The sequence below is a fragment of the Desulfocastanea catecholica genome (assembly GCF_054657295.1).
The window spans coordinates 153,366-166,284 of the sequence record NZ_BAAHYZ010000007.1; the positions used below are offsets into that span (position 1 = coordinate 153,366).

At 51.8% G+C, this 12,919-nt stretch carries 13 protein-coding genes, 3 tRNA genes and 1 other RNA gene; all 17 read left to right on the plus strand.

Annotated features, from left to right (window positions below):
* Nucleotides 1-64 precede the first annotated feature (64 nt).
* The 17 genes from tadA (at nt 65) to ACYQ8U_RS08805 (ending at nt 12,548) form a co-directional block, all read left to right on the plus strand.
* Complete coding sequence (gene tadA / locus ACYQ8U_RS08725; RefSeq protein WP_459945151.1) at nt 65-559, plus strand: tRNA adenosine(34) deaminase TadA; 495 nt, start codon at nt 65-67, stop codon at nt 557-559.
* Between the two features lie 241 nt (nt 560-800).
* A tRNA-Ser gene (locus ACYQ8U_RS08730) sits at nt 801-886 on the plus strand.
* Between the two features lie 33 nt (nt 887-919).
* An RNA gene (gene ffs, locus ACYQ8U_RS08735) (signal recognition particle sRNA small type) lies at nt 920-1,017 on the plus strand.
* A gap of 51 nt (nt 1,018-1,068) precedes the next feature.
* Nucleotides 1,069-2,874 carry a DNA polymerase III subunit gamma/tau gene (gene dnaX / locus ACYQ8U_RS08740; RefSeq protein ID WP_459945152.1) on the plus strand — a complete coding sequence of 602 codons (1,806 nt, stop codon included), beginning with the start codon at nt 1,069-1,071 and terminating at the stop codon, nt 2,872-2,874.
* A complete protein-coding gene (locus ACYQ8U_RS08745; protein ID WP_459945198.1) occupies nt 2,871-3,221 on the plus strand; it encodes a YbaB/EbfC family nucleoid-associated protein in 351 nt (116 codons plus the stop codon). The genes dnaX and ACYQ8U_RS08745 overlap by 4 nt, the downstream gene beginning before the upstream one ends.
* Before the next feature lie 7 nt (nt 3,222-3,228).
* A complete protein-coding gene (recR, locus tag ACYQ8U_RS08750; RefSeq protein ID WP_459945153.1) occupies nt 3,229-3,831 on the plus strand; it encodes a recombination mediator RecR in 603 nt (200 codons plus the stop codon).
* Nucleotides 3,832-4,051: 220 nt separating this feature from the next.
* Nucleotides 4,052-4,126, plus strand: a tRNA-Val gene (locus ACYQ8U_RS08755).
* A gap of 79 nt (nt 4,127-4,205) precedes the next feature.
* Complete coding sequence (gene thrS / locus ACYQ8U_RS08760; protein WP_459945154.1) at nt 4,206-6,134, plus strand: threonine--tRNA ligase; 1,929 nt, start codon at nt 4,206-4,208, stop codon at nt 6,132-6,134.
* Nucleotides 6,135-6,280: 146 nt separating this feature from the next.
* Entirely contained in the window at nt 6,281-6,778 is a 498-nt protein-coding gene (gene infC / locus ACYQ8U_RS08765) for a translation initiation factor IF-3 (protein ID WP_459945155.1), read from the plus strand.
* Between the two features lie 165 nt (nt 6,779-6,943).
* Nucleotides 6,944-7,141, plus strand: a complete 198-nt coding sequence (gene rpmI / locus ACYQ8U_RS08770; protein WP_459945156.1) for a 50S ribosomal protein L35 — start codon at nt 6,944-6,946, stop codon at nt 7,139-7,141.
* Between the two features lie 102 nt (nt 7,142-7,243).
* Nucleotides 7,244-7,600 (plus strand): 50S ribosomal protein L20, encoded by a 357-nt coding sequence (rplT, locus tag ACYQ8U_RS08775; protein ID WP_459945157.1) that lies wholly within the window; start codon nt 7,244-7,246, stop codon nt 7,598-7,600.
* Nucleotides 7,601-7,724: 124 nt separating this feature from the next.
* Nucleotides 7,725-8,735 (plus strand): phenylalanine--tRNA ligase subunit alpha, encoded by a 1,011-nt coding sequence (pheS, locus tag ACYQ8U_RS08780; RefSeq protein WP_459945158.1) that lies wholly within the window; start codon nt 7,725-7,727, stop codon nt 8,733-8,735.
* An 83-nt stretch (nt 8,736-8,818) separates the two neighbouring features.
* Entirely contained in the window at nt 8,819-11,263 is a 2,445-nt protein-coding gene (gene pheT, locus ACYQ8U_RS08785) for a phenylalanine--tRNA ligase subunit beta (protein WP_459945159.1), read from the plus strand.
* A complete protein-coding gene (locus ACYQ8U_RS08790; RefSeq protein WP_459945160.1) occupies nt 11,256-11,555 on the plus strand; it encodes an integration host factor subunit alpha in 300 nt (99 codons plus the stop codon). Before pheT ends, ACYQ8U_RS08790 begins: the two co-directional genes overlap by 8 nt.
* Nucleotides 11,556-11,599: 44 nt before the next feature.
* Complete coding sequence (locus ACYQ8U_RS08795) at nt 11,600-11,968, plus strand: MerR family transcriptional regulator (protein ID WP_459945161.1); 369 nt, start codon at nt 11,600-11,602, stop codon at nt 11,966-11,968.
* A gap of 57 nt (nt 11,969-12,025) precedes the next feature.
* Nucleotides 12,026-12,103, plus strand: a tRNA-Pro gene (locus ACYQ8U_RS08800).
* Between the two features lie 112 nt (nt 12,104-12,215).
* A complete protein-coding gene (locus ACYQ8U_RS08805) occupies nt 12,216-12,548 on the plus strand; it encodes a DUF3786 domain-containing protein (RefSeq protein WP_459945162.1) in 333 nt (110 codons plus the stop codon).
* The last annotated feature ends 371 nt before the right edge of the window (nt 12,549-12,919 follow it).

A 12,919-nucleotide genomic window follows, 5' to 3' on the forward strand; every position in this document is an offset into this window, starting at 1 on the left:
GCAAACAAATGGATTATCTTTCTACAATGAATTTTACAAGAAACAGCCTAAGCGGGTGGATTTGGTGACACAGCAGACCGCCAGCCGGGACCAGGATGAATACTGGATGCAGCAGGCACTGGTTCATGCCGAAATGGCGGCCGACCATGGGGAAATCCCCGTCGGCGCTGTACTTATCGACCAAAACGGCCTGCTTGCCGGGGCCGGCAATAGCCCGATCAGCCGGCAGGATCCAACGGCCCACGCCGAAATACTCGTCTTGCGGCACGCTGCGGAACAACTGCAAAACTACCGGTTGCCCGGCACAACCCTCTATGTAACCCTGGAACCATGTATAATGTGCATGGGCGCAATGATTCATGCCCGGATAGATCGCCTGGTCTACGGTGCCGCTGACCCGAAAACCGGTGCCGCCGCCTCGGTGTATGCCATCGGCACCGACGGCTGTCTCAATCACCGGATTGTAATCAGCAGAGGGATACTCGCCGAGCGGTGCAGCGCCCTGCTCAAGGCATTTTTCAAGGCCAGACGGGAAAAAAACAAATCAATCCGCCCATAGCAGCCTGTTGATGAAGTGACTCGTAAAAAACTAACTCTTCGGATGGCTACGTAAAAAACTTCATATGCTAGGCGCGCAAAATTTGTATCATTTCGGCGTACTAGAGGTACGTCGTAATGATACAAATTTTGTAGCAACGACGCAGATGAAGAATTTTTACGACGCCATCCTACTTTTTCATTGCTAAATGACCGGTGACGGTTTACATAGTACCACACATTTTTCAGAACCTTTTGAAAATGGAGAGGTGACCGAGTGGCTTAAGGTGCACGCCTGGAACGCGTGTGTACGCGAGTACCGTGAGTTCGAATCTCACCCTCTCCGCCAGATATGACTTCGATTTATGAGTTCGACTTTGATAGCCGGGCCCTGTGCAACAAAGAATCGCGAACCCCGCCAGGTCCGGAAGGAAGCAACGGTAGCGAACCTCTTTGTGTGTTGCAGGTAACCCGGCTATCATTTTTTACACCGCTCCAGCCGATACATATCCATCCCAGCCCCGGTGTTGCATGTCTTATCTCGTTCTCGCCAGAAAAGCCCGACCCCAGACGTTCAGCCAGGTCATCGGCCAGCGTCCGGTGGTGACGACTCTCAGAAACAGTATCATCCGCAACCGGGTTGCCCACGCGATCCTCTTTTCCGGCGTCAGGGGTGTGGGCAAAACAACCCTTGCCCGTATCATGGCCAAGGCGATAAACTGCCAGGCCGAGCCGACCGAGCGGCCCTGCGATCAGTGCCCCTCCTGTCGGCAAATCGCTGCGGGATCTTCCCTTGATCTGTACGAGATAGACGGCGCCTCCAATCGGGGTATCCAGGAAATACGCGAACTCAAGGAAAAAATCCGTTTTCTTCCCACCTCCTCACAGTACAAGATCATCATCATTGACGAGGTGCACATGCTGACCACCGAGGCGTTCAACGCCCTGTTGAAGACCCTGGAAGAACCACCAGCCCACGTCTATTTCATGTTTGCCACCACGGAAATTCATAAAATCCCCATCACCATCCTTTCTCGCTGTCAGCAATACGAACTAAAACGAATTTCCGCCAAAGAACTCTATGACCACTTCCTGCAGCTCGTCAACGCCGAAGGCTTTACCATAGATGCGCCGGCACTTTCTCTTATCGTCAGAGAGGCCGGGGGGTCGGTCCGCGACGGTCTGAGCCTGCTCGACCAGATGTTTTCCTATGGGGAAAAGAACATCAGCAACCAGGATGTAGTCGAGGTCCTCGGGCTGGTCAACCGCGAGGTCCTCATACGCCTGACCAAGGCGCTGCTCGACGGCAACAGAAGCGAAGCGTTTCTGACGTTGGAAGAAATCTTCGACTTCGGCATGGACCTGAAGCGTTTTGTCGAGGATATCATGGATCATTTCCGCACCCTTCTGCTCTGCAAGATCGAAGGATGCACCCAGCTGATCGATCTTCCCGGCGAAGAATTGACGGATTTTCAAAGCCTGGCCGCAGACTACACCAGCGAGACCCTGCATTTGAAACTTTCGCTGCTCATGACTATGGCCGAAGAGCTGAAATTTTCCCCGCAGCCCCGGCTGACCCTTGAGACATCTTTTTTGAAAATAATCGAAGCGGCAAACGTCGTACCGGTGGCGGCATTGCTTGGCCACCTTGATAAGATTCTTGCCGCACTTCCGACAGCACCGGTTCCCCTGCAGGATATCCTGCAGGCGGAACCAGAGGTGGAGATAAAAAAAAAGTTTGATTCCGAGGCGGTAAAGGTATCCGTCGAAGCGGAAACAAGAGCCCCCGAAAAACAGCAACAAGCGGACCTCCTGCCACCGTCACCGCCGCCTGCCCCCTCCCCGGCCACCAAGGCCGCCCCTGCCGCCGAGACGACCCCGCCGGTAACATCCCCCGAGGCAGCTGCCGGTCCCCAGCAGGCCAAGCCGGTTGAAATCCGTCCCCACGAAAAAGATGTCCGCAAAGACTGGCCGGACTTCATAAAATACGTCAAGGAGCGCAAGGTCTGGATGGCCCAGGATCTGCAACGCGCCGACTCGTTCAAACAGGACGTCACGGGAGAACTGCACCTCACCTACACCGATCCGGCCAACTGCATGGTTCTCCGCCAAAAGGAAAATCATCAACTGCTCACGGAATTGGTCTTGGATTTTTTTCAAAAACCATTAAAGGTACGCTTCATCGTGCCGAAAATTGACGACAGCCCGGACGCCAACGGCGACGAGTCGCCGCACCGGAAAAGACAGCAGCTGGCCAACGACCCGCTGGTCGTGATGACGGCAGAGATTTTTAACGGCCAGGTTGGAGATATTCGAATCGGACCGAAAAGCAGATAAATTTTACCTTCAGGAAAAAAGAGATGGATCTCAGTAATATTATGCAGCAGGCCAAAATTATGCAGGAAAAGATGGCCAAAATCCAGGAAGACCTTGCCAGAAAAACCATTACCGGCAGCGCCGGCGGCGGCATGGTTCTGGTCAGCGTCAACGGGCAGGGGGACGTTCTGTCGATCGCCATCGAAAAGGCGGTTATCAACCCCGAGGAAACCGAAATGCTCCAGGACCTCATTGTCGCCGCCACCAACGACGCCATCCGCAAGGCAAAAGAACTGAGCAAACAGGAACTGGGCCAGCTGACCGGCGGGCTGAACATTCCCGGCCTGACTCATTTCATGAAGCCCTGAACGTCCCATGCAGGTCATACCTCCAGCCCTAGAAAAGCTCATCGACCAGCTGGCCCGTCTGCCCGGCATCGGTAGGAAAACCGCCACCCGCCTGGCCCTGAACATCCTCCGCAAGCCGCCATTGCTCGCGCGGGATCTGGCCGAAGCGTTAAACAATCTGCATGACTCGATTCAACTTTGTTCATGCTGTTTCTCGTTTTCCGAAAAGGACCCCTGTGTTATCTGCGGCGATCCCCGCCGGAGGGCAGACATTATCTGTGTCGTCGAACAGGCAGCTGATCTGATGGCCATTGAAAAAACGGATAGCTTTCGCGGCCAATATCATATTCTCCACGGCGTCCTCTCGCCGATGGACGGCATAGGTCCCGACGAGATCAAAATTCAGGAACTGCTCGCCCGAGTACGCAGCGGCACGGTGCAGGAGGTCATTATCGCCACCAGCTCCACCGTGCCGGGCGAAGTCACCGCCTCCTACCTCGTCGATATCCTGCAAAAGGAACCGATCCGGCTGACCCGCCTTGCCTGCGGCATCCCGATGGGCATGGATATCAAATATGCCGACAAATACACTCTGGCAAAGGCCATTGAGACACGATCCTCCGCCCGGTAAGCTTCTTTTCTTTTCCCTGGAAATTGCTCCTTACAACGAGGAAGACCCTCAATAACAAAGTTTTCATCATGGGAGTGGCGAATCGAGAGCAATTTTTTAGGCGAGATTACTGAAAAAGGTATTGCGGAGAGATTTCAATCGTGTTAATAAATGGCTCTTGCCAAGCCTGGGAGGCATTCTGTAAAAGTTTCAAGAATTTTCGAGGCTAATATAGCAATCCAGGCGCGTAGCTCAGTGGGAGAGCGCCACCTTGACGTGGTGGATGTCGTGGGTTCAATCCCCTCCGCGCCTACCAAAGATAAAAGGCTAAAGTGGGAACACCTTATTTTTCGGGTGTTAATTCTTTAGCCTTTATTTTTATATAGAATAATCTCATGACGAACATAAATGTATCCCTTAATGGAGAAGATTTTGTCTCGGTCCCGCAAGGCACTACCGTCCAGGATGCCCTGGCCACCCTTCTCTCCAACAAACAGCGTAAGATAACTGTCGCCGCCAAGATAGGCGATGCGCTTGTCGATTTTACTACGCCGTTACATAGGGATACTGTTCTCAGCCCGGTTCAGATTGGTTCTGACGAGGCGCTCGATGTCCTGCGGCACAGCACGGCACATATCATGGCGCTGGCCGTCAGGGACGTTTTCGGCCAAGATGTCAAGGTCGCCATTGGTCCATCTATTGAAAATGGCTTCTATTATGACTTCTTACGAAGTGAACCGTTCAGCCCGGAAGATTTTGAAAAAATTGAAGCCAGAATGACTGAGCTGGTACGCCAGGGGCTGCCCTTTATACGTACGGAACTGCCCAGTGCGGAGGCCATAAAAAAATTCAGCGACGAACAGGAAAAATTCAAGGTTGAACTGATAGAAGACCTGCAGACCGACGTCGTTTCCCTCTACCACGTCGGCGAATTCACCGATCTGTGCCGTGGTCCACATCTGCCGAACACCTCCTTTATAAAAGCCTTCAAGCTGTTGCGTGTGGCCGGTGCCTACTGGCGCGGAGATGAAAAACGAGAGGTCCTGCAGCGCATCTACGGCACGGCGTTTTACGACAAGAAGGACCTGAACAAACACCTGATGGCCCTTGAAGAGGCGAAAAAACGCGATCATCGTAAACTCGGCAAGGAGCTTGAGCTTTTCACTATCCAGGATGCCATCGGTCCGGGACTGATACTCTGGCAGCCAAAGGGCGCGCAGCTTCGACGACTCATTGAAGATTTCTGGAAAGACGAACATTACCGCCATGATTATGAGCTGCTCTATACGCCGCACATAGCCAGACAGGACCTGTGGAAGACGTCCGGCCATCTCGATTTCTACAGCGAGAACATGTACTCGTCAATGTCCATTGACGAGGTACAGTATCAGCTGAAACCGATGAACTGCCCTTTCCATATCGGCATCTATAACAGCCTGAAAAGAAGTTATCGCGATCTGCCCATTCGCTGGTGTGAACTGGGCACGGTCTACCGTTACGAAAGAGCCGGAGCCCTGCACGGCCTGTTACGGGTGCGCGGCTTCACCCAGGACGATGCCCATATCTTCTGCCGCCCCGATCAACTGGAAGACGAAATATTCAATATCCTTGATCTCAACCTGCATATTCTCAAGTCTTTCGGCTTTGACGAGTATGATATATATCTGTCGACCCGTCCGGAAAAATATGTCGGCAGCGATGCCAACTGGGAGAGAGCCACCGAAGCCCTGAAACGTGCGCTTGAGAAAAAGGGCCTTGGTTACATGATCGATCCCGGCGAAGGCGTGTTCTACGGCCCGAAGATCGATATTAAGATCAAGGACCAGTTGGGACGTTCCTGGCAATGTTCGACTATCCAGGTTGACTTTAACCTTCCCGAACGGTTCGAAATGAGCTATACGGGAACGGACAACACCGAACACCAGCCGATAATGATTCATCGGGCTCTGATGGGCTCACTTGAACGTTTTATCGGCGTGCTGATCGAACATTACGCAGGGGCCTTTCCCATCTGGTTTGCCCCGGTCCAGGCGCGAATCCTGAACATCACCGATGATCAGGCGGCATACGGAGAAACCGTTTATAAAGAGCTGCGCAAGGCCGGCTTGAGGGTTGAGAAAGATTTACGCAACGAAAAGTTGAACTATAAAATCAGGGAAGCCCAAGTTGCCAAAATTCCATACATGCTTATCATCGGTGACAAAGAAATGGCCGACGGTACGGTAACTGTTCGGCTGCGCAGCGGCGAAAATCTCGCACCAATGCCCATCGCCGACTTTGCCGCGAAAATCGCCGACGAAGTCCGGGAAGGTCGCGGATACTGATCAATTTTGAAAGGGAAATTGCCCGGGACTGTTGCATATAAGTCGCTCAGTCAGGGTATAACACAATATTAAGCTCGTAGAATCGGGGAGGTAAAGTTATTAACAGAAGAGGAAAGACTGGACCGGTACAACGTGATGAGAAGGCATTGACTAACGAAGCGATCCGTTTTCCAAACGTTCGACTTATTGGTGACGACGGAAGCCAGCTGGGTGTTGTTTCAACAGAAGAAGCTCGAAACATCGCCTACGAAGCCGGGCTTGACTTGGTTGTCGTCTCGGAAAATGCCGACCCGCCGGTTTGTCGGGTGATGAATTACGATAAATTCCGCTACGAGCAAAAGAAGAAAACGCAGGAAGCAAAAAAGAAACAGACGACGGTGGAGACAAAAGAGATCAAGTTCCGTCCGAAAACCGATGAACATGATCTCAATTTTAAAATAAATCATATTAAAAAATTTCTCGCCGCGAAAAATAAAGTAAAACTGACCATGCGGTTTCGGGGACGGGAGATCGTCTACTGTGAGACTATTGGTGTTGATGCCATGAATAAGGTAGCCGAAGCCCTCGCCGATGAAGCCGTCATCCTGCAGGAGCCACGCATGGAAGGGCGCCAGCTGGTGATGTTTGTTGGTCCGAAAGGTTAAGCTGTACATTAGTTTACAGAAAGAGTCCAAATGAGTTCTAAAATATGTTCTTTAGGACTGAATTTTTTATACATAGCATTGCTGTTGAAGAGTCTTTTTTCATCAGCTGATAATTTGAAACTACCTTCAACAGCAGATTATATTGAGGTGTAAAGGAGTCACGTCATGCCGAAGATGAAAACCAATCGAGGCGCAGCCAAGCGCTTCAAACTGACTGGATCAGGCAAAATCAAACGTAACAAGGCTTTTTCCAGTCATATTCTCACCAAAAAATCTACCAAGCGTAAACGTGGTCTGCGTCAATCCGAGCTTGTCGATGCCACGAATTACAAAGGAATCAGGCGGATTTTACCTTACATGTAATTGCTAAGGTTGCTTGTTTCCCCCTTGAATTGAAAAAACGCTCTTGTATACAGTATAAAGAACCTGCTGCAGCAGAGCGGCAGGAATAGAAGGAGTTAAGAGATGCCACGCGTAACACGAGGTTTTAAAGCCCGTAGAAGAAGAAACAGGGTTCTGAAGCTAGCCAAAGGCTTCAGAGGAGGTCGTTCACGTCTTTATAAGACTGCGACCGAAGCAGTTGACCGCGCATTGGTCTATGCCTATCGCGACAGACGAACCAAGAAAAGAGATTTCCGTCGTCTCTGGATCGCCAGGATCAACGCAGGCGCCCGGATGAATGACATGAGTTACAGTAAATTGATGGGTGGCCTGAAAAAAGCCAATATCGATCTTGATCGTAAGGTGCTGTCCAACCTTGCCATCCTCGATGCAGACGCTTTCACCAAGGTTGTGCAGATAGCCAGAGAAGCAAACGCATAACCACGGCTCTGCCCGTCAATATTTTTTTTATGTGTGCCGGTTTTGGTTTGACGGCCCCGCTGAGTGGGGTAACGACCAAAAACCGGCATGTTGTTTCTTTGAGCATCTAACTTTCACATTCACCATGGAACAAGAGTTACAGAGCTTAGAAGCCGAAGCCAGGGAGAGTCTGCAAGGACTGAGCGACAAAAACCTGCTGGAAGATTTTCGCATCCGCTATCTTGGGCGTAAGGGAAAGTTCAGCACCATTATGCGCCAGCTTGGTACCGTCTCCCCAGAGGACCGACCGCGCGTTGGCCAGCTGGCGAACAGTATCAAGGCGGACATCGAGAAATTGTTCGAAGAGAAGCAGCAGGCCCTGGACGCCGCAGGCCGCAGGGTCTCCCAGGCCGGGCCGGATCTTACCTTGCCGGGACGCTACCCTGCCGCCGGCAGGCTGCATCCGGTAACCCAGGTGATGCGCGAAACCTGTGCAATTTTTGAAAATCTTGGTTTCTCCGTGGCCGAAGGGCCGGATGTCGAACTCGATTACTACAATTTCGAGGCCTTGAATATTCCCGCCCATCATCCTGCACGGGATATGCACGATACCTTCTATGTCAGTGATTCAGTACTGCTGAGGACGCATACCTCGCCGATGCAGGCCCGCATCATGGAAGTGCAGCAACCGCCCCTGCGCGTCATCGCCCCGGGAAAAGTCTATCGCTGTGATTCGGATATAACCCATACGCCGATGTTCCATCAGGTTGAAGGGTTTCTCGTCGACAAAAATGTTTCCTTTGCCGACCTCAAAGGTGTTTTGACCGTCTTTACGCAAAAGATGTTCAAAAAGGATCTCCCCTTACGCTTCCGACCTTCCTTTTTTCCGTTTACCGAGCCCAGCGCCGAGGTTGATATTGCCTGTGTGATGTGCGAGGGAGCCGGCTGCCGGGTGTGTAAAAAAACCGGCTGGCTGGAAATACTCGGATCCGGCATGATCGATCCCGAGGTATTCAAGATGGTCGGATATGATCCGGCGGTGTACAGCGGTTTTGCCTTTGGCCTTGGCATCGAAAGAATCGCCATGCTTAAATACGGCATCGACGACATACGACTTTTTTACGAAAACGACCAGCGTTTTCTGTCACAGTTTTAGTGCCCCCTTGAGGGGTACTAAAAAGAGTCCTGTTCTCCCGTTTACCGGGGTTAGTCAGTCTCACTACAACTTAGAATACTGCCATGAAGTTTACTCTTAACTGGTTGCAAAACTATATAGATATCCAGAGCCTCTCTCCGGATGCGCTTGCTGAACATCTTACCATGCTGGGTCTCGAAGTCGATGCAGTCACCCCTTTGTATCAAGAACTCGCTGCCCTCAAGACCGGCCTGGTGGTCTCCGCCGAGAAACATCCCGATGCCGACAAGCTGACTGTCTGCCAGGTACGCATCGGCGACGACCTGCACCAGATTGTCTGCGGTGCGCCGAATGTGCGCCAGCACCTGGCAGTAGTGGTCGCCCTGCCCGGCACCATCCTGCCCGGCAATTTCAAAATCGGCAAATCAAAAATCCGCGGTGTCGAATCCTTCGGTATGATTTGTTCGGAACGTGAGCTGGGCCTGAGCAACGAGCATGACGGCATCATGGAACTGCCCGAGGGTACGGTGCACGGCCAGTCCTTTATCAAAGCCATGGCGCTTGATGATATCTTTATCGAAGTCGATCTGACGCCCAACCGTCCCGACTGTGCCTCGGTCATCGGCATTGCCAGAGAAATTGCCGGAGTAGTCCGGAAACCACTCACCCTGCCGGTGCAGGATGCGGTTATCGATACAACCTCCACCGATTTTTCCGTGGAAGTTGTCGCCAGCGAACTCTGCCCCCGCTACGCTGCCCGGTTGATCAAAAATGTGCAGATCGGCCCCTCTCCCTGGTGGCTGAAAAAATGTCTGCTCAGCGTCGGGCTCAGGCCGATCAACAACATCGTCGATATAACCAATTTTGTCATGCTCGAATACGGCCAGCCCCTGCACGCATTCGACTTTGACACCCTGGCCGGCGGCAAGATTGTCGTGCGTACCCCGGCACCCGACGAGATGAGCTTTGCCACCCTTGATGACGCGGGACGGCAGCTTGATGCAGAAATGCTGATGATTTGTGATGGCGAAAAACCCATCGCCGTGGCCGGTGTTATGGGCGGTCTTAATTCAGAGGTGACCGGAGCTACCGTTAATATCCTGCTGGAAAGTGCCTGCTTTAACCCGGTTTCCATCCGCAAGACGGCGAGAAAGCTGAATATGGCAACCGATGCCTCGTACCGTTTTGAGCGCGGTGTCGACCCGGATGGCACGATCAATGCGCTTAACCGCGCCGTCGATCTGATGTGTACAATAGCAGGCGGCCAGGCCGCCGACGCGGGCATTGACCGCTATCCCGGCAAAAAAGAACTGCCGCCGATAGCCTTGAGCGTATCCAGAACCACTGCCCTGCTCGGTATCGAGCTCGCGGCAACAGAAATCAAGGATCTGCTTGAGTCGATCGGTATCTCTTGTCACATACACGACGCCGACCTGCTGAATGTTACCCCACCCTCCTTTCGCGTCGACATCGAACGAGAGGCCGACCTGGTGGAAGAGGTCGCCCGCCTGTATGGCTACAATAACATCCCGGCGACCCTGCCGGAAGTCAAGCTGAGTTATCCGGAACAGGACAGTGATCGGCTCAGACGATTGGCCATAGCCGAACGTCTGACCGCCATCGGTTATACCGAGGCAATCAACTACAGTTTCATGTCCGACAAGCATGTGGAGATGATGAACATCCCCGCCGGTGATGAGCGTTTCGAGGCGGTACGGCTGCTCAACCCCTTAAGTGAAGAGCAGTCGGTTATGCGGACCATGCTCCTGCCCGGCCTCCTCGACAACGTCAGAAGAAACATCAATCACCAGAAGACCGCGGTGAAGATGTTCGAGATCGGCAAGGTCTTTACGCCCCTCGGCATCAATGTCCAGCCAAAAGAGATAACCATGTTTTCCGGAGTACTCTCCGGCAACCGACACGGGGAAAGCTCACCCCTGCATTACAAACAGGAACCGGTTGACATCTTCGATGCCAAGGGCAGCGTCGAATTCATCATTAGAGAAATGGAACTCGGCCGTATCGGAGAAGACGAGACGGTCCATTTTGCTGTCCCGGAAAAAGACGGAAGGGAACCTTTTGCTGAAGACGGCTATTTCCTCGACATCCTCTTCGGCAAAGTGAAAATCGGCTCGCTCGGCAAGATCCAGACAGAGGTGCTTCGTCGTTTCTCCATCAAACATGATGTCTATTATTTTGATCTTTTGTATGATAGCATCTGTCAGCAGGACACCCTCAGCAAACATTTTACTCCCTTACCTGTCTACCCGGCGGTTAAAAGAGATATCGCCCTGGTTGTCACCGAACAGGTTTCCGCCGGCGAATTGCTGGCCAGAGTGAGAAAAAGCGGTGATAAGCTTATCGAAAGCTGCGAGATCTTCGATGTGTTTCAGGGGGCAAAGATACCCGCGGGGTATAAAAGTGTCGCACTGACTATTACCTATCGCTCACCAACCAAAACGCTGACGGAAAAAAATGTGGAAAAGTCCCACTCTAAAATAGTACGTTTGCTTACCGATGAATTTGGAGGAATTTTCCGTAATGCTTGATGCCAACATTAACAACCTTACCAGAAAAGAACTGACCGAAACTTTAGCGAACCAGCTGGGCTTCTCCCAGAGCAACTGTGCACTTATCGTCGACAGCTTTCTCGACAGCATGAAGGACTCGATGATGTCCGGGGAATCCATTAAACTCGTGCATTTCGGTACTTTTACTGTACGAGACAAATCGCCGAGGAAAGGCCGCAATCCACGAACTGGTGAGACCATCACCATCAAGAAGCGCCAGGCCATCAGTTTTCGGCCCAGCAAAAAGCTCAGGGAGCAGGTAAACGGCTAGTAAATTTTTTCTCTGATCCCTGGCGTAGAGATGAGGCTGGCACAATGAAAACAAGCATACCAGATAAGCTCTATTTTAAGATCGGTGAAGTAGCAAAAATGGCCGATGTGCCGACGCATGTTCTGCGTTACTGGGAGTCGGAATTTTCCGGAATCAATCCGAAAAGGGCCAATTCCAAGCAACGTCTCTACAGAAGACAGGATGTTGAACTGATTCTCAACATCAAAACGCTGTTGCACGAGCAGGGCTATACCATAGCCGGGGCGAGAAAGTTGCTGGAAAGCGGTGTGAACCCGGCCCAGGCAATTGCTGAAGTTCAACCGATGCCGGCCAAGATATCAACCACCCTGCAAACCATCAAGCAGGAACTGAAAGAGCTGCAGGATCTGCTTACCAGCAAAAAAGAGCCGTAAAACCTGTCTGATATTGTTGACAGCTTTTTCAACAAATGGTAGATACACAGCACGAGTCGGGATGTAGCGCAGTCTGGTTAGCGCACTTGTCTGGGGGACAAGGGGCCGGAGGTTCAAATCCTCTCATCCCGACCATTAATTTCAAGGACTTAGAGCTGTTATGCTCTAAGTCCTTTTTTGTTTTGAAACACACTTCTCTTCTGTATATGACGACTCCTCCACCACTTGAACAGCGATGGCAAACCTCATGACAAACATCATCGATGACAATTATTTCCGGGGTCCACACCTTATTCCTACCAAGTTGATCAGCGAACGGTTCGCAAACGACATGGTGGGATTCGAGAAATGCTGCCGGGATCTGGGTGGCGTTCCACTCAAGCTGGCCGATGCCGCCTTTCGGTTCATTGTTACCCCCGATATCCCCGTTGCGGTGCTCCTCTGGCAAGGAGATGAGGATTTCCCGGCCGAGGCCGGCATCCTCTATGACCGGTCGATGAGGACCTTTTTGCCGCTTGATATTCTTTTCGCCCTGGCGGTGGCGATCTGCTTTCGCATCGGCAATGCGGGTGAAGTGTGAGACTCTAACACCCCACAAGGCACTATTCACCCCGATCCGACGGCAGACAGCACCGTTGTATTTTTCCGCGCTATTGCCCAGCGCGGCTTTGTAGTGGATTTATTGGGGGGAAGGTACGGTCTGGTCAAGGAAAAAGCAGACGATAAGAAATTGCAAAATCCGATATGACAGGGTAACCTGGCAGCATTGGATCAAGTAATACACTGTTTGAGGCACGAATTTTTTCGAACCTTTATGGAACGAGACGACTTCTCTCTTCATAGGCTGAATCAGGGGACAAAACCCATGCTGAGCCTGGCATCGTCCAGGTCAAAATGGTGACTATTAAGACGAATGAAGCCTGGTCGAGATTGAAGTCAAAGGAAATCAAC

Excerpts from the sequence above, each read along its gene's own strand:
- thrS (WP_459945154.1), top strand. The coding sequence starts at position 4,206 with ATGACGAACATAAATGTATCCCTTAATGGAGAAGATTTTGTCTCGGTC.
- rplT (WP_459945157.1), top strand. The coding sequence starts at position 7,244 with ATGCCACGCGTAACACGAGGTTTTAAAGCCCGTAGAAGAAGAAACAGG.
- ACYQ8U_RS08790 (WP_459945160.1), top strand. The coding sequence starts at position 11,256 with ATGCTTGATGCCAACATTAACAACCTTACCAGAAAAGAACTGACCGAA.
- dnaX (WP_459945152.1), top strand. The coding sequence starts at position 1,069 with ATGTCTTATCTCGTTCTCGCCAGAAAAGCCCGACCCCAGACGTTCAGC.
- ACYQ8U_RS08805 (WP_459945162.1), top strand. The coding sequence starts at position 12,216 with ATGACAAACATCATCGATGACAATTATTTCCGGGGTCCACACCTTATT.
- rpmI (WP_459945156.1), top strand. The coding sequence starts at position 6,944 with ATGCCGAAGATGAAAACCAATCGAGGCGCAGCCAAGCGCTTCAAACTG.
- pheT (WP_459945159.1), top strand. The coding sequence starts at position 8,819 with ATGAAGTTTACTCTTAACTGGTTGCAAAACTATATAGATATCCAGAGC.
- pheS (WP_459945158.1), top strand. The coding sequence starts at position 7,725 with ATGGAACAAGAGTTACAGAGCTTAGAAGCCGAAGCCAGGGAGAGTCTG.
- recR (WP_459945153.1), top strand. The coding sequence starts at position 3,229 with ATGCAGGTCATACCTCCAGCCCTAGAAAAGCTCATCGACCAGCTGGCC.
- ACYQ8U_RS08795 (WP_459945161.1), top strand. The coding sequence starts at position 11,600 with ATGAAAACAAGCATACCAGATAAGCTCTATTTTAAGATCGGTGAAGTA.